The sequence below is a fragment of the Nocardia sp. 348MFTsu5.1 genome (genome assembly GCF_000383535.1).
In the GTDB taxonomy this organism is placed as follows: Bacteria; Actinomycetota; Actinomycetes; order Mycobacteriales; family Mycobacteriaceae; genus Williamsia; species Williamsia faeni.
On record NZ_KB911509.1, the window covers coordinates 264,945 to 289,948 of the forward strand.

Below are 25,004 nucleotides of genomic sequence, written 5' to 3' on the forward strand. Positions count from 1 at the left end.
ACGCTCAGGTCAGCGGGAGTCCGCCAACTAGGCTCGGCATCATGACAGTGCGGGCGGGTGTGGTTGTTACCGGAACCGAAGTTCTCAGCGGTCGGGTCACCGACCAGAACGGTCCCTGGGTTGCGCAGCGTCTCCTCGATCTCGGTGTGGACGTCGCGCACATCACCGTGTGCGGTGACCGTCCGGATGACCTGACCGCCCAGCTGCAATTCCTGGCCGATCAGCGTGTCGACCTCATCGTCACCACGGGGGGCCTCGGTCCGACCGCTGATGATCTGACCGTCGCGGCAGTCGCGGCCTTCTGCGGTCGCGAACTGCATCTCGACCCCGACCTCGAAGAGCACATCGCCGCAATCATCTCGCGCTGGCGCGGACGCATGTCCGCTGTCCCGGATCCGGAGCCGCTGCGGGCGGGCATCCGCAAGCAGGCCCTGGTTCCCGAAGGTGCACAATCGATTCCACCGACAGGAACCGCGCCGGGCGTCGCGATCGCGGCGACCGGGACCCTGCCTGCCATCCTCGTGTTGCCGGGGCCACCCGGCGAGTTGCAGGCGATGTGGCCGGCGGCCCTCGACACCGCCGCCGTCGCCGATGTCCTGGCCAGGCGGTCGGTATTCGGGCAGGCAACGATTCGCGCGTACGGTCTCTCCGAAGCCGATCTCGCGGCAACGCTGCGCTCCGCAGAGCAACAGACCGCCGGGTTCGAGACGCTCGAAATCACCACCTGTCTGCAGCTCGGAGAACTCGAGATGGTGACCCGATATCCCGCGTCGTCAGCCGACGCCTACGACCGGCTCGCGACGACAGTTGCGGAACATCATGGAGCACAGATCTTCTCGACCGACGGCTCGACCATCGACGAGCTGATCGCAGATAGGCTGACCGGCCGGAAGATCGCCACCGCAGAGTCGTGCACGGGCGGCAAGATCGCCGCGCGCCTCACCGACCGGGCCGGGTCGTCGGCGTACGTCGTCGGCGCCGTGGTCGCCTACGCCAACGAGCTGAAGACCGGTCTTCTCGACGTTCCGTCCGACGTGATCGCCGAACACGGCGCGGTCAGCGAACAGGTGGCCGCGCGAATGGCCGAGGGTGCAGTGAGCCGACTCGGGGCCGACACCGCGGTGTCCACCACCGGGATCGCCGGCCCCGGCGGCGGGACCGACCTCAAACCGGTGGGGACCGTCTGTTTCGCCGTCGCGATCGCGGGCCAACCGACGGTGACACGAACCCGCAGGTTCCCCGGTGACCGGAAGACCGTCCGCGCGCTCTCGGCCACCGCTGCGATGCATCTGCTCCTCGAGGTCCTGGACGCGCCGCGTCCCCTCTGACCTCTACTCCGCCGCGCCGTCAGCCCAGTCCGAGCCTTCCGAGATCGCTGCCATCGTCGACTGTCCGTCGAGGGCCTCGCGGATGATATCGGCGTGCCCGCAGTGGTGCGCTGTCTCACGCAGCAGATGCAACGCCATTTTGCGGACCGACCACCATTCCCGCTCGGGCTGCCAGGGCGCTGTCGGCTGCGGGATCAACTCGTCGAGGCTCGCCACCTCCGCGATCACGCGGTCGTAGTCGGCGGCGGCGCGGTCGTATTCATCGAGCCAGTACCCCAGCGTCTCGTCGTCGCGGAGCAGGTAGGCGTCGGCAACCTCACTCATGTCGAACTCGGCGTCCTCGTCGCGCTCACTGATCGTCTTCGCGTTCCCCCGCTCACCCTGGGCCAAGTGCTTGATCAGGCCGCCGATGGTGAGTTCACTGACTGTGGTCCGGGTGCGGGCCTGGGCATCGGTGAGGTTGCGGGCGGTGACCTTCAGCATTGCTCGCTGATCGGCGAGCAAAGTGAGGATGTCCGCCTTTTCGCCGGTGACGGGAACAGAGAGAACAACGGCGGTGTAGGTGCCGGCCATGGTGAGTCCTTTCGAGGGCTTCAGGGGAACAGCCATGACGCTACGACCCATAGAGGACAGAAACAGTCCGCAATTGTGTGACGGTCAATAAAGTTCCACCGAGGTGGCCGCCCTCACAGATCGGCCGGGTCTTAGGATTACGGTCGGGGGAGGACTCGAACAATGCACGACGCGACGAACTGGAGACGAAGGCGAATATGAACGCACAGCAGCCGACCATCATTTACACCCTGACGGACGAGGCGCCGATGCTTGCGACACACGCATTTTTGCCTGTCGTGCGTGCGTTCGCCGGTGCCGCCGACATCAATGTCGAATCAACCGACATCTCTGTGGCAAGCCGCATCCTCGCAGAGTTTCCCGACTACCTCACCGAGGAACAGCGCGTGCCGGACAACCTCGGCGAGCTGGGTCGTCTGACGCAGCTCCCCGAGACCAACATCATCAAACTCCCGAACATCAGCGCCTCGGTTCCCCAGCTGCTCGCGGCCATCAAGGAGCTTCAGGACAAGGGCTACAAGCTCCCCGACTACCCCGGGAACCCGAAGACAGACGAAGAGATCGCGATCAAGGAGCGCTACACCAAGTGTCTCGGCAGCGCCGTGAACCCCGTGCTGCGCGAAGGAAACTCCGACCGTCGCGCACCCAAGGCCGTCAAGGAATTCGCGCGCAAACATCCGCACAGCATGACCGAGTGGTCGATGGCCTCGCGGACCCATGTCGCGCACATGCGTGAGGGCGATTTCTACCACGGTGAGAAGTCGATGACCGTCGACGGCGACCGCGACGTGAAGATGGAGCTGCTGACCAAGGGTGGCGAGACGATCGTCCTCAAGCCCAAGGTCTCCCTGAACGACGGCGACGTCATCGACAGCATGTTCATGAGCAAGAAGGCGCTGATCGATTTCTACGAGGAGCAGATGGAGGACGCCTACAAGACGGGCGTCATGTTCTCGCTCCACGTGAAGGCCACGATGATGCGGGTCTCGCACCCGATCGTCTTCGGACACGCCGTCCGCGTCTTCTACAAGGATGCATTCGAGAAACACGGCGAGCTGTTCGACGAACTGGGCGTCAACGTCAACAATGGCCTGTCCGACCTGTACAGCAAGATCGAGACACTGCCCGCGTCGAAGCGCGAAGAGATCATCGACGATCTGCACAAGTGCCACGAGCATCGTCCGGAACTCGCCATGGTCGACTCGGCACGCGGCATCTCGAACTTCCACTCACCCAGCGACGTGATCGTGGATGCATCGATGCCCGCGATGATCCGCGCCGGCGGCAAGATGTGGGGCGCAGATGGTCGCCCCAAGGACACCAAGGCCGTGAACCCGGAGTCCACCTTCTCCCGCATCTACCAGGAGATCGTCAACTTCTGTAAGACCAACGGCCAGTTCGACCCGACCACCATGGGCACCGTGCCCAACGTCGGCCTGATGGCACAGAAGGCCGAGGAGTACGGGTCGCACGACAAGACCTTCGAGATCTCCGAGGACGGCATCGCCAACATCACCGACCTGGCCACCGGCGAGGTCCTGCTGTCGCAGAACGTAGAGGCCGGCGACATCTTCCGTCTGTGCATCGTCAAGGACGCGCCGATCCGCGACTGGGTCAAGCTGGCCGTGACGCGCACCCGGGATTCCGGAATTCCGGTGATCTTCTGGCTCGATCCGTACCGCCCGCACGAAAACGAGTTGATCAAGAAGGTCAAGACCTACCTCAAGGACCACGACACCGAGGGCCTCGACATCCAGATCATGTCGCAGGTTCGCGCGATGCGGTACACCCTCGAACGGGTGGTCCGCGGCCTGGACACGATCTCCGCGACGGGCAACATCCTCCGCGACTACCTCACGGACCTGTTCCCCATCCTCGAGCTCGGCACCAGCGCCAAAATGCTGTCGGTGGTGCCGCTGATGGCAGGTGGCGGTCTGTACGAGACCGGCGCCGGCGGTTCGGCACCCAAGCACGTCAAGCAGTTGCTGGAAGAGAATCACCTGCGCTGGGATTCGCTCGGCGAGTTCCTCGCTCTAGCCGTCAGCCTGGAAGATCTCGGCAAGAAGACCGGTGATCAGCGGACGACAATCCTGGCGAAGACGCTCGATGCCGCGACCGGCAAGTTGCTGGAAAACAGCAAGGGCCCCTCGCGCACGACCGGTGAACTCGACAACCGCGGAAGCCAGTTCTATCTCGCCTTGTACTGGGCACAGGAGCTCGCCGCCCAGACCGAGGACGCGGATCTGGCCAAACACTTTGCGGGACTGGCAGATACGTTGGCGAAGAACGAAGACACCATCGTCAAGGAGTTCAACGAGGCACAGGGCAAGCCCGTTGAAATCGGCGGGTACTACCTGCCGGACCCCGAGGCCGCGACCGCAGTGATGCGCCCGAGCAAGACGTTCAACGACGCTCTGACCTCCGCGCAACAGTAAGCCCCGGCTCTGACCACGGCCGTCCGACCGAGCGTTTCACTCCGCGCTCGATCGGGCGGCCGTTGTCGGTCGGACGGGTAGCCGGACGACCACTCAGCTGACTTCGCCGCTGTCCTGCAAGACCGTCTCTTTGGCCTCTTGCACGTCCGACTCCCCCTCGCTCGCCAGGCGCGGAATGAGCCCACCGGCCAGCACATCGGCGACCTGCCGCTCCGATAGCCGGTGGCGCACCGTGAACGACGTCTCCTTGGTGACATTGCGAACCGTCAACACATCGCCGGATTCGATCGTCTTGCGAAGCTCCTCGAGGTGAAGAACGTCGGACTGATCGATGCCGTCGTAGTCGGCCGGATCGTCGAACTCGACGGCGAGCACTCCGAAGTTGGCCAAATTCTGCCAGTGGATCCGGGCGTACGACTTGGCGATGACCAACCGCAGACCGAGGTACCGGGGTGCGATCGCAGCGTGCTCACGAGATGATCCCTGGCCGTAGTTGTCGCCGCCGACGATGATGTGGCCGACGTCGCCATTCTGCTGTGCCCGTTCGGGATAGGTCTCGTCGACGCGGGTGAAACTGAACATCGCGAGCTTGGGGATGTTCGAACGGAACGGAAGTGCCCGCGCCCCGGCCGGCGAGATATCGTCCGTCGAGATATTGTCGCCGACCTTCAGCAGCACCGGCACCTCGAGCTGATCGGGAAGGTCGTCGAGTTCGGGCAGGCTCGAGATGTTGGGTCCCTTCACCGGCTCCACCTCTGCTGCGGAATCCGTGTCGAGTGGGGGTACCAGCATCTCGGTGTTGATCGAATGCTGCTGTGGCAGATCGAGTTCCGGATAGTCCATGCCGACGTCCGCGGCCCAGTCCCGCGGATCGGTGATCTTTCCGGTCAGCGCCGATGCGGCAGCTGTCTCCGGCGAGCACAGCCAGACCGAGTCCTCCTTGGTTCCCGACCGTCCGGGAAAATTACGCGGCATGGTCCGAAGGGAGTTGCTGCCGGTCGCCGGCGCCTGCCCCATTCCGATGCACCCCATACACCCGGCCTGATGGATCCGGGCACCGGCGATGAGAAGTTCGGCGGTTGCACCCATTTTCGTGAGATCGGTGAGGATCTCGCGCGAGGTCGGATTGATGTCGAAGCTGACCTGCGGCGCGGTCTGCCTGCCGGCGACCATCGCGGCGGCAATCGCGAAGTCACGCAGGCCCGGGTTCGCACTCGAACCGATCACGACCTGCGAAATATCCTCGCCCGCAACCTCACGCACCGGAACCACGTTTCCGGGCGACGACGGTGTGGCGATCATGGGCTCGATCTGCGACAGGTCGATGGACTCCTCGATGTCGTATTCGGCGCCGTCATCGGCCAGCAACTCGACCCAGTCGTCCTCCCGACCTTCAGCACGCAGAAATTCGAGGACGGCATCATCGCTCGGGAAGACGCTTGTGGTGGCACCGAGTTCGGCACCCATGTTGGCGATGACGTGGCGATCCATCGCCGTCAGAGTTGCCAGTCCGGGTCCGTGGTATTCGATGATGCGGTTCACCGCACCCTTGACGCCGTGGCGTCGCAACATCTCGAGGATGACGTCCTTGGCCGAACACCATTGAGGCAGTTCACCGTCCAGCCGTACACCCCAGATCTCCGGCATCCGAATGTTGAGCGGGTGGCCCGCGATGGCGAGCGCGACTTCGAGGCCGCCGACACCGATCGCGAGCATGCCCAGCGAGCCGGCTGCGGGGGTGTGTGAATCGGACCCCACCATCGTCGCGCCCGGCACACCGAAACGTTGCATATGTGTCGGATGGGAGACGCCATTCCCGGGCTTGGAGTACCACAGACCAAACCGCCGGCACGCGGTCCTCAGATACTCGTGGTCCTCGGCGTTCTTCTCGTCGGTCTGCAGCAGATTGTGATCGACATATTGCACGCTGAGCTCGGTGTGGGCGCGATCGAGTTCGAGCGCCTCGAGTTCCTGCATCACAAGCGTTCCGGTCGCATCCTGGGTCAGGGTCTGATCGATCCGGATCGCGATCTCTTCGCCCGGGTCCATCGACCCGGATTCGAGATGTGACTCGATCAATTTGCGAGCGACATTTGCCTGCATGCGCAACTCCTAGGACGCGGACCGCATCTACGCAAACACCGACATCAGCCCCGAGCGGTGGGCAGTATTGCCGACACCGGTAGGCCGCTGGGCTCGACCCGAGTTCACCTGACACGATCGCATTCCACTCGGACACGTCAAGTGTCCCAGCCCAGGAGCAATCACGCCAGCACCGTGACCTGGATCGACAGCCACCGGCGCAGTAGGCTTGAAACTCCCGAGAACCAGGACATCACCATGACGAACCAGGGATCATCGGCGTTGGCGCGCTTCACCGCGGTGAAAGTTGTGCAACTGCAGACACGCAAGCGGGACGGCACGTGGGTGGACACTCCCGTCAACCTTGTCGTGGACGGCGATCGGGCGTACTTCCGCACCCCGGGCAAGGCGTCCAAGAACAAACGGCTGCGCAACTATTCCGAAGTCCGCATCCGTCCCTGCTCGTGGTCCGGCAAACCGACCGGTGAGCCCGCGCAAGCGACTGCGCGACTGCTGACCGGCCAGGAGTCACAGGCCGCCGGCGCCCTGATCGACAAGAAATTCCCGATCTTGCAACGGTTCGCGGTCCGTCTGGCGCACAAGCTGTTGCGCACCCCGACACTGCACTACGAACTCACCGGCGTCACGCCGCTACCCGAGTAGGCCATCAGTTGCGGCAACCGGCTTGTTCATCTGTCATGGAGGTCGGCCGGTGACCCGAGTGCTCCTCACCGGCGCCGCCGGATTCATCGGATCTCACATCATGTCCGCACTCACCGCCGGCGGCCATGACGTGGTCGCCGTCGACGGTATGGTGCCGGCCGCACACGGACCGGGCGCAACCGCACCTGAAGGGGTGCGGGTGGCGGATCTGCGAACCTCATCACTCGCGGAGATGCTCGACGGCGTCGACCTCGTCTGCCATCAGGCCGCCCGGGTAGGTGCCGGGGTTGATGCCCGAGATGCCCCCGACTATGCGGCCGACAATGATCTCGTCACCGCGCGACTGCTGTCCGCTATGTTCGAAACCCGTTGTCATCGGCTGGTACTCGCGTCATCGATGGTCGTCTACGGCGACGGCACCTATCACGACCGGTCCGGGCAGGTCGTCGTTCCGCCGCCACGTGCCGTCGCCGATCTCGAGGCCGGAAGATTCGAGCGGTATCTGCCCGATGGGGAGCCCGCGGAGTGGGCGCTGACACCCGAAGATGCTCCCCTGGCTCCTCGCAGCTACTACGCCGCCAGTAAGGCTGCGCAGGAATCCTATTGCCGAGCTTGGTCACTCGAGACCGGTGGTGCCGTGACGGCCCTGCGATACCACAACGTGTACGGACCATACATGCCCCGGGATACCCCATACGCCGGTGTTGCGTCCATCTTCCGGTCGCAACTCGAAGCCCGAAAGGCACCAACGGTATTCGAGGACGGCGGCCAGATGCGGGACTTCGTCCACGTGACCGACATCGCCACCGCCAACGTCGCAGCCATCGAGCGTTTGACTTCCGGTATCGTGCGGACGGGCGAGTTCGAGGCATTCAATATCTGTTCCGGACAACCGATCTCGATCAAACAGGTCGCCGAGTCACTCACCACCGGTATCTCCGGACCGGCGCCGGTGACCACCGGACGCTACCGACCCGGAGATGTCCGGCACATCGTCGCCGACCCCCGGCGAGCCGCTGCCACACTTGGCTTCCGGGCCACGATCATGCCGGAGTGCGGCCTGCGCGAGTTCGCGACCGCGCCGCTGCGTCAGCGTCGGGGCTTCTACCAATAGGTCCACACAAGGTGGTTGATCAGCAGCGCCGTGATGGCCTGACCAACCAGCCAGAACCGCTGCGACGGCCGCGGCAGCAACGCGGTCGCGACGAGAAGCCACACGCTGAACGGCAACCAGATCCGCTCTACCTCGGCTTTGCTGAGCGCACTGACGTCGGCGATGATCATCGCCAACAGACCGGCCAGCGACAGCAGCACAACAGCTTCACGCCCGCGAATCCGGCCAGGTCGCAGCGCTCGTCCGAGGCCGACAGCAGCCGCCGGACCGACAGCACACAGTGCGGAGGCGAAGTTGGCCCAGCCCCAATACGAGAATGGCCGCCGGGTCGCGATGCCCTGGTAGTACCGCTCGACCACCAGGTGGTAGCCGTCGAGCCACCAGAAACCGAAGGCAGCGAAGATCCCGACCACGGCCAGCGCCGCCGGGACGGCGCAGAGAACGGGTCGATACGTTCGCGCGATGACGAGAACTGCAAGGGCCACGACACCCATCAAAACGAGACCGTAGTTGAGGAAGATCGCGAATCCCAGTACGAGGCCACTCCCGACGCCGGCGATCACTGCGCGCTTGCCCGTGGTGGTCGCGGCGATGGCCAGCAGCGCGATCCCCCAGGCGGCGACCCCCATGTAGTAGCCATCGGCGGATACACCCATCCAGACCGCGCCCGGGGTGAGTGCGACGAAGGGTGCGATACGCCGGGCCGTTGCCTCGTCGCTCAGACGTGCCGTGGTGATCAGCAGGGCCCCGGCAGCACTGCAGCCGATGAGCACAACCCAGGACGCGGCCCACGCGCCCCCGCTGAGGCCGACGCGATCCAGTAGGACAAATGTCAACAACGATCCCGGCGGATGCCCAGAGACGTGCGTGGTCCACGAATCGGGCTGGAAGTCCAGAATCCGGCCGGAGAACTCGTCGAGCATCGCCGGGATGCTCGACACACCGGGCACCTCGGCGAGGTACTCGTCAGGCCTGATCAGGCGACCCGCGAAGCCCCGATCCCAGCCATCGATCATGGCCAGTGAGAATGTCCAGGCCAGGCAGGTCACCATGCTGGTGAACACGACGAGTCGCCAAGACATGCGGACCGCAAGCGTGGGTCCGTAGGCGATGACGGCAAGCGCGATGAGAACGGCAGCCGCGGTGCCGAATCCGAAATGCGGCCCGTACTCGCCGAAGAGGGGCGGTGCGAGCACAAAGATGTTGATACGCCACTCGGGATCACCGAGCATGGGTGCGATGACAGCGGCGGACAGCAAAGCCGATGCCGCCAGCAGAGACACCAGATCTCCCCGGCTGATCCAGCGCCGGTGTTCCGAATTGTCTGTTTCGGTAGCGGTGCCCAGCGTTTCGGTCACAAGTACAACGTAGGCGCCCACACCCTGGGTCGATGTGGGCTTCGGGCAGACGTCATTCGTCTGTCACCGGATTGAGCTGGCCATGTCCCACAGTCGCCCATACCGTCGAAGACATGGGGAATCAGGGCGAATCACCGATCAGTGCCACCGTGGTGATCCCATGCCGCGACGAAGCCGGTTCATTGCCTGCGCTCGTTCGTGCTCTGCCGCCCGATCTCCACCCACTTGTTGTCGACAACGGCAGCAACGACGGCACCGCCGATGTGGCGGTCAAACTGGGTTGCACCGTTGTGTATCAACCGATTCCCGGCTACGGATCGGCCGTGCACGCCGGAATCGAGGCCTGCAACACGGAGATCGTCTGCACCATAGACGGCGACGGCTCGATGGACCCCGTCGATCTCACGCGATTGGTCGCCGCCGTGACCGCGGGCGCAGACCTCGCCGTCGGCCGGCGGCGGCCCGTCAACCGTGGAACCTGGCCGCTACACGCCCGTCTCGGGACGCAGTTGATCGCGCGTCGGCTCCGACATCGCTATCGCATACCGATACATGACATCGGCCCGATGCGAGCGGCACGACGGGATGAGCTGCTGGCCCTGGGGATCACCGATCGCCGCTTCGGGTATCCGGTGGAATTATTGGCAAGGGCCGGGGGTGCGGGATGGCAGATAACCGAACTGGACATCACCTACCTGCCGAGGTCCGGCGGTAGATCAAAAGTGTCGGGATCTCTGAAGGGAACGTTCCGGGCCACTCGCGACTTCCTGTCCGTTCTTCATCGGATGGAGGACAACGGTGCGCACTGACACAGCCCAGGCAATCCTGATCGTTGCCAAGGCCCCCGTACCCGGGCAGGTGAAAACCCGTCTCACAGAAAATTTCTCAGAGATCGAAGCGGCTGATCTCGCAGCTGCAGCATTTCTCGACACCCTCGATACCGCGTTGTCGGTGCGGTCGGCTCCGGTCGTCGTGGCTATGACGGGCCGGCTCGAAGATGCCGTCCACGGCGAGGAGATCGGCCGGCGGCTGCGTCACGCGACGGTGATATCCCAACACGGCAACACGTTTGGCGAGCGACTGCAGAACGCCCATCGTGACACCGCCGAGGTGGTTCATGGAGCCGTGTTCCAGGTCGGGATGGATACCCCGCAGGTCACCGCAGACCAGTTCCGGACAGCGCTCGCAGCTGTGTCCGAAACAGACGCGGCCCTTGGCCCGGCCACCGACGGCGGCTGGTGGGGGCTGGGACTTCACGGTGCTCGCGGCGCACACACGCTCTGTGGCATCCGGATGTCGTCGGCGGACACCGGTGCAACGACTCGGGCAGCGCTGGAAGACATCGGGCTTCGGGTGACCGAGCTGCCCGAACTGAACGACTTCGATCACCCCGAGGATATCTACGGCGTCGCCCGCCAGTGCGCACCCGGCAGCCGGTTCGCAGTCATCGCAGCGATGTTGACGGAGGGTTCGGCATGACGATATGAACGACGTCGCGTCAACCGCAGACGGAGATACCGCGATACGTAGCCCTCGGCTGGTCGCCCGGGTGGGAATGCTGCTCGGGCTCTGCATCACGGTGTGTTTCGTGACCGGGTTGCTCAGTCACTGGATCCAGCATCCGCCGGGGTGGTTCTACTGGCCATCACGTCCGGTGTGGCTCTACCGAGTCACCCAGGGACTGCATGTGACCACCGGCGTGGTGGCGATCCCGCTGTTGCTCATCAAATTGCAACTGGTCTATCCCAAGCTCTTCATCCGTCCGGTCATCGGCACGCCCGCACGCGCTGTGGAACGGGCCTCGATCGCCGTGCTGGTGAGTTCGACGATCTTTCAACTCCTGACCGGTCTACTCAACACCGCGCAGTGGTATCCGTGGAAGTTCTTCTTCACCACCACCCACTACGCCATGGCGTTCCTCGTCGTGGCATCCGTGCTCGTCCACGTCGCAGTCAAACTGCCCATCATCCAACGCGCTCTGAGCAGCCCGCTGGAGGCCACCGACTCGATCGACAACACGCCCGGACCATCGGCAACCGTTGTACCCACACCTCCCCCGGGCTCGCGTGATGTGGTCTCGCGACGCACCGTCCTTCGGGGCACCATTGTCGTCAGCGCTCTCTCGGTGCTGGCCTTCGCCGGGCAGACAGTGCCGTTCCTGCGCTCGCTGGCATTCCTCGCTCCGCGATCAGGCGAAGGGCCGCAAGGCGTTCCGATCAACCGCACCGCAGCGGCGGCGGGTGTCCTCGAGACCGCCCGCGATCCCGAGTACCGGTTGACCATCAGCAACGGAGCCCTGACCAAGGAATTAACCATCGATCAGTTGCGGGCCATGCCACAACATGGCAGTGAACTACCGATCGCGTGCGTGGAAGGGTGGAGTGCCCACGGGAAATGGGACGGAGTCCGGGTACGCGACCTGGTCGCGCTCGTCGGCGGCCACCGTGACCACGACGTCCGCTTCATCTCCCTCGAGGCCGGCCTCTACGGAAGCAGCACGTTACCCGCGAACTTTGCCGACGACCCACTCTCACTCGTCGCCCTCCGACTACACGGCGAACCCCTGTCCATCGACCACGGCTACCCGTGCCGGCTCATCGCCCCGAACCGGCCCGGCGTACTACAGACAAAATGGTTGACCCGGATCGAGATCCTATGACACTGCGAATAATTCGGCTGTTCCTGATCCTCATGGCTCTCGCTTTGGGCTGTTACGGGCTCTCGCTCCTCTGGGCCATGCCACGTCCAGATCAGCTCTCCATCGTGTTCTGGCTCGCAGGCGGACTGATAGCCCACGACGCACTCTTCGCACCGGCATGCATCGCTCTCGGGTTCGCCGCGAAAAAGCTACTCCCGCAAGCCTGGTGGCCGCCGGTCTTGATCGCGGCATCGGCAAGTCTGATCGTATTGATCCTCGCCCTGCCGGTACTCCTGCCGCGTTCGGAGGACAAGTACCCCGATAACGCCACCATCCTCGACCGCCCCTACGGCCTCGGTGTTCTCGTCGCGCTTGGCATCATCTGGCTGATGGCAATAATTCTCGTCCTCGTCCAACGACACAACCGGGATGCGCCGACACGTTCGGTCACTCCGGAGTGAACACCCGACGTAGCCCCAAGAACCGCACAACGGTGGCCACGAGGTTGGCCACGATCAGTGCGGAAACCTCAACCACTCGCGACGGATCCGGTATCCAGATGTGTAGCAGCCACAAAGACCCACTGGTGACCACGAGCCCAAGGGTGAAGACGGCCAGGCCTTGCACGTATTGCCGCACGATTGCGTCGGTTCCCCGGATCCTGAACGTGAATCGACGATTGACCGCAGTGTTTGCGATCGCAGAGATCAAGAGCGCCAGAAAATTCGCGATCTGGGCAGGCATCGAGCTGCGCAGCAGAACGAACAACACCACATAGGCGACCGCACTGGCGCCCCCTACGAGGTAGAACCGAAACAGCACGCTGCGATACCAGTCGCCGATCACGTGTCGACCCTTGCACGTCGCCCTGCCCCGGTACAGCGCGGACCGAAGTCGAGCTGGCGGGTGTCTTTTCGGCGGCACTCTCAGCCATGCCCGATCGGGATGCTCAAAAGGGCAAAGATTCAGAAGTCGAGTAGTTCACTACTCGCGTCAGCTGCCCGGCACGAAACAACACTTGGCCCATGAGCTCGCGAGTTCCTGTGCGCACCCGATCAAGCGATCGCCCTCGAGAACAGGAGGGCCGACTGCCGCTTTATTTCTGACCAGTCACAGATCCTGGTCTCACACGATTCCATCAACACCGAAGCAAGGAAGTCCGATGACGAACAACGAAGATCAATACCGGGACGCGTTGCGCGAGATCGCACGCGTCGCAGGACGTTTCACCGAAGATGCCGACCATTCCGACGGCGGCCCGAGCAGCGAGGACACCGGCTGCCGAATCATGGCGTTACCATCCCGGTTGCGGGAGAAGGCAGCGGCGTACGCAGCGCACATCAACCCGGTCAATGCTCCGTTGCAGGAACTCAGCGGTCTGCCCGACGATCCGCTCAGTCTCACCATCACCACCGCCAAGTACTGGGGACCGCGGCCGAGGCGATTGACCGTCAGCTTCATGGAGTCCACGCCGGCCGATCTCAGAACCCGTATCGTCAGCCACCTCAATGCCTGGACCGCAACAGCGTGCATCTCGTTCGTCCAGACGTCCGGCACCGGCGAGGTCCGTATCTCCCGCGGACCGGGCGGCTACTACTCGTACCTCGGAACCGACATCAAACTCATTCCGACCAACCGGCAGACCATGAACCTGCAGAACTTCACGATGAACACTCCGGATTCCGAGTATCGGCGGGTCATCCGGCACGAGGCAGGCCATACACTCGGCTTCCCCCACGAACACATGCGCCGGGCCCTGGTCAACCGCATCGACCCGGCGAAGGCGTACGAGTATTTCGGACGGACACAGGGCTGGTCCAAGACGATGGTCGACCAGCAGGTGCTGACCGCGCTGGACGAGAGGTCGATCGTCGGAACGCCGGCCGACCAGGACTCGATCATGTGCTACCAACTGCCCGGCACGATCACGAAGGACGGACGACCGATCCGCGGCGGGACCGACATCAATGCCACCGACCGCACCTTCGCCGGACTGATCTACCCGAAGGTCCAGGCCGCAATCGAAGCCACCGACCAGGATGCGGCCACAGCCACCGAGTACGACTGGGATGCGTCGGAAGACGTGACACCCGAGGACGACTGGGCATCGTCGGAAAATGGGCTCGTTTCATCCGCTGGATGATCGGGACGATCGACCGCCGGGAGCGTGCGACGTGAGCAGACTCATCGACATCCAGCCCGGTCTGCAGGAACTGCCGACCGAGCTGGTCGTCGGTGTCGGTGATGTGCTCCGATTCGCCGCAACCGGCGGTCATCTCCGGTCGGGTACGGCCGTCGAACTCATCGGGATCCTCGCCGAGTGCGTCCTGGGAACCGACGGATCCGTAGTCAGTCCGATGGGTGCACCCAACACGGTCCTGTTCCGTGCAACCGCACCGGGCAACGCGGTGATCGACGTGGTGACCGGCGACCCATGGCGATCGCCGGTGACCCACCGCCTCGAGATCCGGGTAGAGCAGTGACGGCACCGACAAAACGGCTGTGGCTCTGACGAACTCAGCTCTCCCAGGACACAACCGGATGTTCGGCGTAGTTCCGGGCCTCGTCCATCAGCACCCGCGCCGGCGGCGTGAGATGCGTTCTGCGACTCACCGCCGCGACGTGCAGGTAGGACTCGGGGACGATACGACGGACAACGGCGCCGGCCTGCCTGGCCGACGGCGCCCACGCCGACGGCATGACGGCGTGCCCGAAGCCGCTCAGCACCATTGGCAGGATCGATGTGCGATGAGCCACTTCGGCTGCGATCGTGGCGTCGACCCCGCTGGCAAGAACATCGTCCACGAGGGTCCGCATCAGCGAGCCCCGCTGCGAAACGATGAGCCGCAGACCCTGTAGATCGAGGCGGTCGATGTCACCGACCGCGCCACTCATCGCCGACTGACCCGAGATGAGGATCAGTGGCTGGCTCTCGAGTGCCACCACGTCCAACTCCGGTGCCCGCATTTCGTCGGGCGAGCCGAGAATGCCGACCTCACAGATTCCCGTCCGCACGGCCTCGAGGACCTCTTCCGGCGTGAACGCGGCCTCGGAGTTGACCGTCACGGCGGGATAGGTGACAGCGAACCGGGTCAGAATTGTCGTCAGAGGTTCGATGCCCGGCGACGGCATGGTCACGATATCCACCCGCCCGGTTCGCAACCCCTTGAGTGCCTCCACCGAAGCCCGAGCGTCGTCGAGGTCTCGGAGCACAACTCGTGCCGGACCCACCAATTCCGTTCCCGCTTCGCTGAGAACAACATTCCGTCCGACGCGATGGAACAGGGGAACACCCAAGTCACGTTCGAGCGTCGCGATGGCCTGAGACAGCGACGGTTGCGCAATCAGCAGAGCTTGCGCCGCCTTGCTGATCCCACCGTTGTCCACCACAGCCAGAAAGTATTTGAGTTGCCTCGCGTCCACTTCCACCTCCTGCGTTTCGGTACATAAGGCGTTGACCTGCACAAACGGTACAACACATAGTCCACACCTATGCATTTCATCGAAATTTGGTCTTGGACCTCTGATCGAAGTGACGGGTTAATGGTTGCAGTACACAATGTGACTTGAAGCACACGGAGGAAATCATGGCCACGCAAACATTCAACATCGCATCGATCCCCGCCGACGGCGTCGGCAAAGAGGTGGTCGCCGCCGGCCGCCGCGTCTTGGACGTGATCGCCGAGCAGTCGGGCGGACAGTTCACCTTCAACTGGGAAGAGCTTCCGTGGGGCTGCGGCTACTACGAGAAGACCGGCAAAATGATGGCCGATGACGGCCTCGAGACCCTGAAAAACTTCGACGCCATCTACTTCGGCGCCGTCGGTTGGGAAAACGTACCCGACCACATCAGCCTCTGGGGTCTGCGCCTGAAAATCACCCAGAACTTCGACCAGTGGGCCAACATCCGCCCGGTCAAGTTCCTTCCCGGCATCGAGTCCCCTCTCCGCAAGGCCGACAACACCGAGCTCGACTGGGTGGTTGTACGGGAGAACAGCGAAGGCGAGTACGCCGGTCTCGGCGGCCGCAACCTCAGCGGACGCGGGCCCGGCAACGAGGTGGCCCTGCAGACGGCACTCTTCACCGAAAAGGGCTGCGAGCGGATCATGCGTTTCGCCTTCGACCTGGCCCGGACCCGCACGGTCAAGAAGGTCTCCAGCGTCACCAAGTCCAACGCACAGCAGTACGGAATGGTGTTGTGGGACGACGTGTTCAAGCGTGTCGCGCTCGACTACCCGGATGTGACCACCGAGAGTGTGCTCGTCGACGCCATGAGCGCCAAGTTCGTGCTGCATCCCGAGGAACTGTCCGTTGTCGTAGCTTCCAACCTCAACGCCGACATCCTTTCCGACCTGGGTTCGGCCCTTGCCGGCAGCCTCGGCATCGCCGCGAGCGCCAACCTCAACCCGGAGCGACGTTTTCCGAGCATGTTCGAACCCGTGCATGGTTCGGCCCCGGACATCGCGGGCAAGGGCATCAGCAACCCGATCGGCGCCATCGCAAGCGCGGCCCTGATGCTCGACCACTTCGGACTCCACGACGAGGCGCGGCGAGTCGAAGCCGCGATCGAGACCGCCACCGGCAGCGGCGCATTGACACGCGACATCGGCGGCGCGTCGAACACCGACGAAGTAACCGAGGCCATCGTCCACGCGCTGCAGACCGCGCTCGCCCCCGCCTGATTCAGCTATCACTGTCGGTCCGACTCGGCCGGCGAAGTCGGCCGAGTCAGACCACCACCCACCGGTTGATATCGCGACCAACCATCCACAGCCACACACTCTCTGACCCGAGGTCATCGTCATGGAAATGCCAAGCAGCACAGCAAGTTATCAACCGGTAACAGTGAAAAAACCGTGGTACAAACAACTCTATTTCTGGGTGTTGGTCGCGATCGTCCTCGGCATCCTGGTCGGTTGGCTGTGGCCATCCACCGGCGAGGCGATGGAACCGGTTGGCACCACCTTCATCACCGCGATGAAGATGCTCATCGGACCCATCGTGTTCCTGACCATCGTCGGCGGAATCGCCAGCGTCGCGGATCTGAAAAAGGTCGGATTGACCGGCATCAAAGCACTCACCTACTTCCAGGTAGGCACCATCCTGGCACTCTTGACGGGTCTGGTCGCGATCAACATCTTCCGCCTCGGAGACGGCGTCAACGCCGACGTTGCATCACTGGAATCCGAAACCACCGACTCGGCAAACAAACTCATCGTCGCCGGCGAAGAAAAGAAGTGGTGGGAGTTCATCACCCACCTCGTTCCCGACAGCGTCTTCGGCCCCTTCGTCGAAGGCGACATCCTGCAGATCATCTTCCTTGCCGTGATCTTCGGTGTGGCAATCAACGCGGTCGGCGCCATCGCTGAACCAATCCAGGCCACCGTCGAACGCCTGACCGCTGTGGTCTTCAAGGTGCTCAGCTTCATCATGAAACTTGCCCCACTCGGTGCGTTCGGCGCCATGGCCTTCGCCATCGGCAAGTACGGCGTCGGCACCCTCACCAGCCTGGGCAGTCTGATCCTGTTGTTCTACGCCACCTCGATCTTCTTCGTCGTCGTCTTCCTCGGATCGGTGATGGCCTTCCTGCGGCTCAACATCTTCCGCATGCTTGGCTTCTTCAAGGAGGAACTGCTTCTCATCCTCGGTACGTCTACCGCCGAACCCGCACTGCCCGGATTGATGCGCAAACTCGAGTACGCCGGCATCAAGAAGACAACTGTCGGTCTCGTCGTCCCGACGGGGTACAGCTTCAACCTCGACGGCGCCGCAATCTACCTGTCCCTCGCCGCTCTCTATATCGCCCAGGCAACCAACACCGAACTCTCCATCGGGCAGCAGCTCGGCCTTCTCGCGGTCATGCTCCTCACCTCCAAAGGCGCGGCGGGTGTGGCTGGCGGCGGATTCATCGCTCTGACAGCCACACTGAGCACTCTGGGTACCGTCCCGGTCGTCGGAATCATGCTCATCTTCGGGATCGACAAGTTCATGTCGGAGTGCCGGGCGATGGTGAACTTCATCGGCAATGCGGTTGCCACCCTGTTCATCGCGAAGTGGAACAAAGAACTCGACGTCGATCGGGCACGACGAGTCTTCGCCGGCGAGATCCTTCCCCCACCGGAGGGCGAGGTCGAGAACGACTTCGACATGGAAGTTCTCGAACACGAACCGGCCGACAAGCACCATCGAGCAGGCGAGGTCCTCTCCCTCAACAAGGAGTGCGGCAGCCGGAGCATCGAGCACGAACGCCTTGACACCACGTCTTCAGGCAACTCCAGCCGGTCATCATGAAGGTCCTCATCGCCCCGGACAAGTTCAAAGGCTCACTGTCCGCGGGAGAAGTTGCCGATCGATTGGCCGCCGGCCTGGCGCGGGCAGGAGCAAGCAGCACGCAACTCCCCTTGGCCGACGGCGGCGATGGCAGCGTCGACGCCGCCATCGCAGCCGGATTCACACCCCACCAGGTGACTGTGGCCGGCGCGACCGGCCACAGTCACTCAGCGACACTGGCATTCAATGAAGGCACCGTGCTCGTCGAGGTCGCCAACACCTGTGGACTCGCGACTCTCCCCGACAACGCCGGCGACGCACTCGGTGCCTCCAGCCTGGGACTGGGGCAAGCAATTCGCGCCGGACTCCAGCTCGGCAAACGGCGAATGGTTCTGGCCCTCGGGGGCAGCGCAAGCACCGATGGTGGAATGGGAATGCTCACCGCTCTCGGACATGTCTTCCGCGATACCGCCGGCCACGCACTGCAACCCTCGGGACGCAACATGTCGCTGGTACACACCGTCGACAGCACCCACGCTCTCGATCTGCGCGACATCGACGTCGTCGTCGCAACGGATGTGACCAACCCTCTCACCGGACCCATCGGTGCGGCAACGGTCTACGGTCCCCAAAAGGGAGCCAGCGACGACGACGTCCGATTGCTCGACGCCGGCCTCGACAACCTGGTGGCCACCTTCGAACGTAGCGGTCATCCACGCGCTTCGCAGATCGCGGGGAGTTCCGGAGCCGGCAGCGCCGGTGGAATAGGTTTTGCCGCAATGATCTTGGGTGGTCACGTCGTTTCGGGGGCCGGATATTTTCTCGATCTTCTCGACTTCGACAACGCGCTCACAGGCGTAGACCTGGTCATCACCGGAGAAGGCAGCATCGACGACCAGACCGAGCACGGCAAGCTCCTCACGGTCCTCATCGACCGCGCCCGTCCCACCCCCGTCATCGGTGTCGCAGGTCGCACCACGCTGCCGCGGGATCGCTGGTCCGTCAACGGATTCGAATGGATCTATGCACTGGCCGACCTGACCACGGAGAACACCTCGCGCGACCCTGCCCTGACGCGCCGGCTCCTCGAGCACATCGGCCACAAGATCGCACTCAACCACGACGCCCGACTGACCTCTGCAGACGCTTCTGCTTGACACCGAGGAAGAGCCCAGCACGATGTCCATCGATGCCATCATTTCCCGCTATCGAACCCAATCCCCCACCCTTCCCGTGCCTGTCGCGGAGGAATGGGACTGGCAGCGACAGGCCCGCTGCCGAGGCAATGACTCGGCCATCTTCTTCCCGCCCAATGGCTCTCGCGGCAAGGCACGCGAGGAGCTCGAGGCTCGCGCAAAAGGAATCTGCCGGCAATGTCCCGTCCGGAACCCGTGCCGGGACCATGCCCTGGCCAGCGGGGAACCATACGGTGTTTGGGGCGGAACAACAGCCAAAGAACGCGCCCTGTGGACGCACCCGTAGTCGATCGGCCCGACAAATGCCCGCCCAGATGTGCTTTCATCGAGTGATGGCCCACGACACCGAGATCAGGGTAGTGACCGCTACCCGCGACATCGCATCCAATGCAGAGCAGATCTTTGAGCTGATAGCAGACCCCTCAGAGCAACCACGATGGGACGCCAACAACAACTTGACCGTGGCAGCGGCAGATCAGCGTGTCCGCGCCGTGGGCGATGTGTTCGCGATGACGCTCACAAACGGAGCCGTTCGGGAGAATCACATCGTGGAGTTCGACGAAGGCCGTCTCATCGCGTGGCTTCCCGCCGAGATCGGTGCGGAGCCGCCCGGACACCTGTGGCGTTGGGAGCTCGAGCCGCTCGACGACACGCACACCCGCGTTACGCACACCTACGACTGGACCGACCTCACCGACGAGAAACGACTTGTCCGGGCACGCTCAATCACCGCCGACAACCTAAAGGCGTCACTCGACAGACTCAGCGAGCTCAGCGAAGCGGGCGGCCAGATCGACAGGGACTAGCCAGTCTCTGGACTTCGCGTCAGTGACGTTCGCTGACCTCATCGCTCGTCCAGGTGCCGACCCTTTTGTGTTGCCGCTGCGGTGACGATATCCAGGACACGTTGATAGGCCGGTGATGTGGCGTCCATGATCGATCCATGACTCTCCCCGGCGAGCAGCACCAGTTCGCCACTGCCACCGCGGCTGTGCAGTCGGGCGATGTACCGCTCCGACAGGGCAGGTGGCACCACGGTGTCGTCGCTTCCGTGTACCGCTATCACTTGGATGGTCGGGTCGATGTTCTGAATCGGGTCGACGGCGGCGTAGTGGCTCGCCACCTGCTGCGGTGATCCGCCGAGCGCTTGCTCGATGTAAAGATCGCCGCGCGCGACTGCTTCGACCATGTCCAAGGGACCGGCCAACGCCACGATCCGTGCGGGTCCGGGGGTGCGATCGGCGCCGAGTTCGACAGCACTCGACCGGACGTGGGTGCCAGCCCAGACAGCGAGTTGGGCGCCCGCACTGTGTCCGACGATGATCTCCTGGTCGGCGGCCAGTTGTGGATGTTCCTTCGTGATCTGGGGTACATGGGCGAGAGCGGCGGCGACGTCGTCGAAGGTTGTCGGCCAGCCGCCCCCGGAGCCGACGCGTCGGTATTCGATGTTGTAGACCGCGATGCCGCGGGCTACGAGGTCACGCGCGAATGAATCGAAGCGATCGGCACCAGCGGGCGCTTGCCACCCACCGCCGTGAACGAGTACCGCCAGGGGTATCGAGTCCGGTATCTGGGGTCCGGCCGGCAGATATAAATCACCCCAATTCTGTTGTGGATCGGGGATATTCATCGTTGGATACGCGATTCGTTCAACTGTGACCGCCGACAGTGGCTGGATGCGAACGACATTGTCCGTAGTTGTTGTCGACAGCCCGCGAGTATGAACAGGTGCGACGCTGCAACTGGTGAGGATGATGGAGAAGACCGTCACCGCACCCACCAGCGCGACGAGGCACCGATACCGTCTCACCCGTTGCCTCGCTCCTGGTCTTTGCTGCGTTCTCGCAGATCAGACCACAGCCCGAGGCGACCGACCAGCCCAACAATCATTCCGAGTTCAATTCGACAACGATGCACACGTTGCCGAATCATGGCGTAGCGTCGAGGCTTTCCCGATCGAATCGGAGTGATCATTTCGCGGCACCTAGTGTGGCGGTGGATCATCCACCTCGGGGGGGTCGGGATCGGAGTCGCACTCGCCGGGCGCTTCGCCGCGGAGCTCGCGTTCTCGCGCGGCGGCCGCCTCGCGGCGTTCGGCCAAAAGTGCCGCCCGTGCCCGCGCCAATGCTTCATCAGGGTGGTGGACCCGGTTGATTCTGGGTTTGCGTTCAGGGTCGATGTATTCCGGTGGAACCCAAGCGATCTTGCCCGCGTCGGGTCCATCAGGAACAACAAACGTTCGCCATTGACCGGGTCCGTCCCCGACTATCCGGTTGTGCGGCCCACACGCCCAGGCCAGACTGTCGATATCGGTCAATCCGCCATCGGCCCAATCCTTTGCCCCATGGTGGGCCTGAGACCACGCCGCAGGTTGATCACAACCCGGGTGAGTACAACCGCGCTGGGCGGCGACCATCGCCATCCGCTGCCACATCGAAGCACCACGGCGCGCCCGCCCGTAATAGAGGACCTCACTGGAACCGTCTTTGAACACCGCCAGATTCGGATCGCAGTCGGCGGCCAGATCGATAAGGTCTTGGACCGGAATGTCCACCCCTGTTGCGGTGTGCGCCACACCCGCTGCGGCCTCCAGGTCAGCCTTGCTCAACGTGATGATCAACTGCGCCGGCAGACCATTGTGAGTGTTACCGAGCTGACCAGAGGAAATCAGATACTTCAGCATCGCCGAGAGGGCATCGTGGTTGCGCTGGTCCTGGCTACGGGAATCGAGTTGCGCCGCCGCCCGCAGCACATCGGCATCGATCGCCGGATCATCAGCAGCACCCGACGGTGAGTCAGGGTTGCCCGGATCATTCATACCGGGCGCAGCCCAAATAGCCAGCAACACATCGAACAACGCCAGCGTCGTGGGATCCAAACGACCAGTGATCTTGCCCATCAGATCTTTGTCCTGTCGCCCGCGGTGCAGGCTGCGTTTGCGGACCCGATCACCCTCGTCGGTCAACGACCCGTCGGGATTGAGATGCGCGATCAGCCGATCACCCAGCGCAGACAAGCGGGTCGGGGTGTAGTCGGCAGCGAATCCTGCCATCGTCCGCTCGGCGCTCTCACGTTCCTCAGCCGCAATATTCGACGGGATCTCGTCGAGAGTGCCCAAGATTGCGTGAATGTGGTCGAGATCAATCACCCCGTGCCGCAGCAACTCTGAGGTGGCCGGGCACACCGGATCGAGAACCTCACCGGTCGGAGTGATCCGCGAGACAAGATTGTTCATCGCCGCGATCCGGCGCTTGACAGCACCATCACCCAGGCGCAGTTGACCTTTCAAAAACCCGTACGTCGAGGGATACCCGGCCTTCGCGTACGCCCGGCGGGCATCGATCCCGGCCGCGGCAGTCAACCCGGCATACGACAACTTCCGTGATCCGACCTCAATCTTCTCCACCAGCCGGGCGCTCTGCTCGTCGGACAGCACCGAAAGGTCAGCTGCCAGAAGCCGCTCGATCGCCGCCTCCACCTCGGCGGCCGCACTGACCGCGTCCGGAACCGACGTGGCTGCTGGTGTATCCGACATCGACCCCCCCGGATCAACTCTTCGAAAGTATGTTCCCAGGATAACGCGGCCCACCGACAAGCCCTCCGACGATGACGAGACGACGGTTCACCAGTCTCGACACAGTCACCGCCACAGCGCATCTAGTGCCACCGGAGGGTGCCCTCGAACGCAATGTCTCACGGGGCTACGACGCTAGTGGTGACGAACACTAGCCCCGCTTAGGGCTCACTCGGATTCATCACCCGCAAGCGTCCCGCCAGCAACCATCGCGAGTTCTGCGTGCGACAGATCGGCAGACTTTTCGACTCCGGTTTTGTTGTCTCGCTTAATCTTGGGTATGAACATCGCGGCAACGGCCCCAATCGCGACCACCCCACCAAGCATGATGAATCCGTTGGTGTAGCCGGATTCTTGTGGCAGGCCCGACGGCGATGCACCGGCCGTGACAACCGTGGCCATGAGCGCCGCACCGATCGATCCACCGATCGTGCGAACGTTCGCGTTCATCCCGCTGGCAACGCCTGTCTGTTCCGGTGGTACCGCCGCGACAACCACATTCGCCATTGCCGAAAATGCGAGGCCAAGCCCGATACCCGTAAACGACATCGCGATGTAGATGTCCAGCTCGGTCGAGTGTTGAAATGCCACGTAGAAGTAGCCGACCGAACTGATGGCGGCTCCTGCGATCAGAAGGTTCTTCGAGCCGAAATGTGCAGCCAGCCAACCGGCGCCGAGCCCGAACACGAACATCGCCACTGTGTTGGGCAGCATCATCAACCCGGATTGCGTGATGGACGCACCGAACCCATAGCCGGCTGAGGATTGTGTCTGCAAGAACTGCGGGACGAATCCGAGTGCGGCGAACAAGCCGAATCCGATCAACAGCGCAACAAGGTTGGCGGTCCACACGGTGCGAATCCGCATCATCTTCATGTCGATCAGTGGGTTGGACGACCTTGATTCGGCGAAGATCCAGATCACCAACACGACCACAGCGGTCACCAACAGTCCAATGACGCGTGGTGAGGCCCAGCCCCAGGTCGGCCCCTGACTGACTGCGAGCAGCAAGGCAACGAGCCAGGCGGAGAGAAGAAAAGCGGTAATCCAGTTGACCTGTCCCTCAGTCCGGACTCGGGACTCGGGGATCAGGAAGTGCGCGGAGACACCGGCGATCGTGGTCATGATCAGCGGGATCCAGAAAAGCCAGTGGTAGCTGAGAACGTCGACGATTGGACCGGCGATGATGGTACCCAGCCCCGCACCCACAGATGTCAGCGCAGCGACCATTCCAACCGCGCCCGGCACTTTCTCCTTCGGAAACTCGTCACGGATGATCCCGAACGTCAACGGAAGCACGCCGCCGCCGACACCCTGAATCACTCGCGCCACAACCATCACCGGGAGCGCGGTGGCGAGTGCGGCGAGAAGGGAGCCGGCCGCGAGCGCAGCCAGAGCGACCACAAAGAATCGCTTCTTCCCGTACATGTCGCCGAGCCGACCCATGATCGGCGTGAAAATCGAGGCCGACAACAGGTAACCGGTCAAAACCCACGTGACGTCGGTCTGCGTGGCTCCGAGCGAGGATTGAATGGTCGGCAACACTGGAATCACCAGCGACTGCAGTAATGCGAAGGCCGCGACGCCCACCGCGAGAACGGCAAAGGTCACTCGGTAGCTCGTTCTGCCGGGGGCAGTGTGCACGTGGACTCCTTAGTGGTACAACGTCATTCGCTACAGTCAGCGTCTCTGTTCAGCACTCGATGCCGTCACATCTGTTCAGGTGGAGAATCAGAGCAGGCGCCTGAGGACGACTCCGCCAAGCTACACCGA

Annotated in this window: 23 protein-coding genes; 15 read left to right on the forward strand and 8 right to left on the reverse strand. The window is 63.2% G+C overall.

The window, feature by feature from the left end:
* Window positions 1-41: 41 nt before the first annotated feature.
* Window positions 42-1,328, forward strand: coding sequence for a competence/damage-inducible protein A (locus H290_RS0101210; RefSeq protein ID WP_020104929.1), 1,287 nt, complete (start codon window positions 42-44; stop codon window positions 1,326-1,328).
* A 3-nt stretch (window positions 1,329-1,331) separates the two neighbouring features.
* On the opposite strand, the gene H290_RS0101215 is transcribed toward H290_RS0101210, so the two are convergent.
* Entirely contained in the window at window positions 1,332-1,901 is a 570-nt protein-coding gene (locus tag H290_RS0101215; protein WP_110260839.1) for a DinB family protein, read from the reverse strand.
* A 197-nt stretch (window positions 1,902-2,098) separates the two neighbouring features.
* Between H290_RS0101215 and H290_RS0101220 the strand changes: the two genes are divergently transcribed.
* Window positions 2,099-4,336, forward strand: coding sequence for an NADP-dependent isocitrate dehydrogenase (locus tag H290_RS0101220; protein WP_020104931.1), 2,238 nt, complete (start codon window positions 2,099-2,101; stop codon window positions 4,334-4,336).
* A 93-nt stretch (window positions 4,337-4,429) separates the two neighbouring features.
* Here H290_RS0101220 and H290_RS0101225 read toward each other — a convergent pair whose 3' ends face one another.
* Window positions 4,430-6,439 (reverse strand): aconitate hydratase, encoded by a 2,010-nt coding sequence (locus tag H290_RS0101225; protein WP_020104932.1) that lies wholly within the window; start codon window positions 6,437-6,439, stop codon window positions 4,430-4,432.
* Window positions 6,440-6,676: 237 nt separating this feature from the next.
* On the opposite strand from H290_RS0101225, the gene H290_RS0101230 reads away from it, so the two are divergent.
* A complete protein-coding gene (locus H290_RS0101230; RefSeq protein ID WP_028462626.1) occupies window positions 6,677-7,081 on the forward strand; it encodes a PPOX class F420-dependent oxidoreductase in 405 nt (134 codons plus the stop codon).
* Window positions 7,082-7,130: 49 nt separating this feature from the next.
* Window positions 7,131-8,195, forward strand: coding sequence for an NAD-dependent epimerase/dehydratase family protein (locus tag H290_RS0101235; protein WP_036517658.1), 1,065 nt, complete (start codon window positions 7,131-7,133; stop codon window positions 8,193-8,195).
* Here the strand turns inward: H290_RS0101235 and H290_RS0101240 are convergent.
* Window positions 8,186-9,553, reverse strand: a complete 1,368-nt coding sequence (locus H290_RS0101240) for a hypothetical protein (protein WP_020104935.1) — start codon at window positions 9,551-9,553, stop codon at window positions 8,186-8,188. The genes H290_RS0101235 and H290_RS0101240 overlap by 10 nt on opposite strands.
* Before the next feature lie 113 nt (window positions 9,554-9,666).
* Between H290_RS0101240 and H290_RS0101245 the strand changes: the two genes are divergently transcribed.
* The 4 genes from H290_RS0101245 to H290_RS27485 are packed head-to-tail and all read left to right on the forward strand — an operon-like array spanning window position 9,667 to window position 12,652.
* On the forward strand, window positions 9,667-10,362 hold the full coding sequence (locus H290_RS0101245) for a glycosyltransferase family 2 protein (protein WP_020104936.1): 696 nt from the start codon (window positions 9,667-9,669) through the stop codon (window positions 10,360-10,362).
* Entirely contained in the window at window positions 10,352-11,032 is a 681-nt protein-coding gene (locus H290_RS0101250) for a DUF2064 domain-containing protein (RefSeq protein WP_020104937.1), read from the forward strand. The genes H290_RS0101245 and H290_RS0101250 overlap by 11 nt, the downstream gene beginning before the upstream one ends.
* Before the next feature lie 4 nt (window positions 11,033-11,036).
* Window positions 11,037-12,212, forward strand: a complete 1,176-nt coding sequence (locus H290_RS0101255) for a molybdopterin-dependent oxidoreductase (protein ID WP_020104938.1) — start codon at window positions 11,037-11,039, stop codon at window positions 12,210-12,212.
* A complete protein-coding gene (locus H290_RS27485) occupies window positions 12,209-12,652 on the forward strand; it encodes a hypothetical protein (protein WP_020104939.1) in 444 nt (147 codons plus the stop codon). Before H290_RS0101255 ends, H290_RS27485 begins: the two co-directional genes overlap by 4 nt.
* Here H290_RS27485 and H290_RS0101265 read toward each other — a convergent pair.
* Window positions 12,639-13,037, reverse strand: a complete 399-nt coding sequence (locus tag H290_RS0101265) for a GtrA family protein (RefSeq protein ID WP_020104940.1) — start codon at window positions 13,035-13,037, stop codon at window positions 12,639-12,641. The two genes, H290_RS27485 and H290_RS0101265, sit on opposite strands and share 14 nt — an antisense overlap.
* A 316-nt stretch (window positions 13,038-13,353) precedes the next feature.
* Between H290_RS0101265 and H290_RS0101270 the strand changes: the two genes are divergently transcribed.
* A complete protein-coding gene (locus tag H290_RS0101270; protein ID WP_020104941.1) occupies window positions 13,354-14,334 on the forward strand; it encodes a M12 family metallopeptidase in 981 nt (326 codons plus the stop codon).
* 31 nt (window positions 14,335-14,365) lie between these two features.
* Window positions 14,366-14,674: a hypothetical protein gene (locus H290_RS0101275; RefSeq protein ID WP_020104942.1), complete on the forward strand. Its 309-nt coding sequence runs from the start codon at window positions 14,366-14,368 to the stop codon at window positions 14,672-14,674.
* A gap of 34 nt (window positions 14,675-14,708) precedes the next feature.
* On the opposite strand, the gene H290_RS0101280 is transcribed toward H290_RS0101275, so the two are convergent.
* Window positions 14,709-15,614, reverse strand: coding sequence for a LysR family transcriptional regulator (locus H290_RS0101280; protein ID WP_028462628.1), 906 nt, complete (start codon window positions 15,612-15,614; stop codon window positions 14,709-14,711).
* 164 nt (window positions 15,615-15,778) lie between these two features.
* Here H290_RS0101280 and H290_RS0101285 point away from each other — a divergent pair, with 164 nt between their 5' ends.
* The 5 genes from H290_RS0101285 (at window position 15,779) to H290_RS0101305 (ending at window position 20,463) form a co-directional block, all read left to right on the forward strand.
* A complete protein-coding gene (locus tag H290_RS0101285; protein WP_028462629.1) occupies window positions 15,779-16,873 on the forward strand; it encodes a tartrate dehydrogenase in 1,095 nt (364 codons plus the stop codon).
* Window positions 16,874-16,994: 121 nt separating this feature from the next.
* Window positions 16,995-18,482, forward strand: a complete 1,488-nt coding sequence (gene dctA, locus H290_RS0101290) for a C4-dicarboxylate transporter DctA (protein ID WP_028462630.1) — start codon at window positions 16,995-16,997, stop codon at window positions 18,480-18,482.
* A complete protein-coding gene (locus H290_RS0101295) occupies window positions 18,479-19,618 on the forward strand; it encodes a glycerate kinase (RefSeq protein ID WP_020104946.1) in 1,140 nt (379 codons plus the stop codon). The genes dctA and H290_RS0101295 overlap by 4 nt, the downstream gene beginning before the upstream one ends.
* Window positions 19,619-19,640: 22 nt before the next feature.
* Window positions 19,641-19,943 carry a WhiB family transcriptional regulator gene (locus H290_RS30515; protein ID WP_081631453.1) on the forward strand — a complete coding sequence of 101 codons (303 nt, stop codon included), beginning with the start codon at window positions 19,641-19,643 and terminating at the stop codon, window positions 19,941-19,943.
* Between the two features lie 46 nt (window positions 19,944-19,989).
* Window positions 19,990-20,463, forward strand: coding sequence for an SRPBCC family protein (locus H290_RS0101305; RefSeq protein ID WP_020104948.1), 474 nt, complete (start codon window positions 19,990-19,992; stop codon window positions 20,461-20,463).
* 38 nt (window positions 20,464-20,501) lie between these two features.
* On the opposite strand, the gene H290_RS0101310 is transcribed toward H290_RS0101305, so the two are convergent.
* The 3 genes from H290_RS0101310 to H290_RS0101320 all read right to left on the reverse strand — a co-directional run bounded on the left by H290_RS0101310 (window position 20,502) and on the right by H290_RS0101320 (window position 24,875).
* Window positions 20,502-21,467, reverse strand: coding sequence for a S9 family peptidase (locus H290_RS0101310; protein ID WP_231373481.1), 966 nt, complete (start codon window positions 21,465-21,467; stop codon window positions 20,502-20,504).
* Window positions 21,468-21,641: 174 nt separating this feature from the next.
* The gene (locus H290_RS27490) at window positions 21,642-23,192 is read right to left on the reverse strand and encodes an HNH endonuclease signature motif containing protein (protein ID WP_020104950.1); all 1,551 of its coding nucleotides are present in this window, start codon (window positions 23,190-23,192) and stop codon (window positions 21,642-21,644) included.
* Between the two features lie 207 nt (window positions 23,193-23,399).
* Window positions 23,400-24,875, reverse strand: coding sequence for an MFS transporter (locus H290_RS0101320; RefSeq protein ID WP_028462631.1), 1,476 nt, complete (start codon window positions 24,873-24,875; stop codon window positions 23,400-23,402).
* Between the last annotated feature and the right edge of the window lie 129 nt (window positions 24,876-25,004).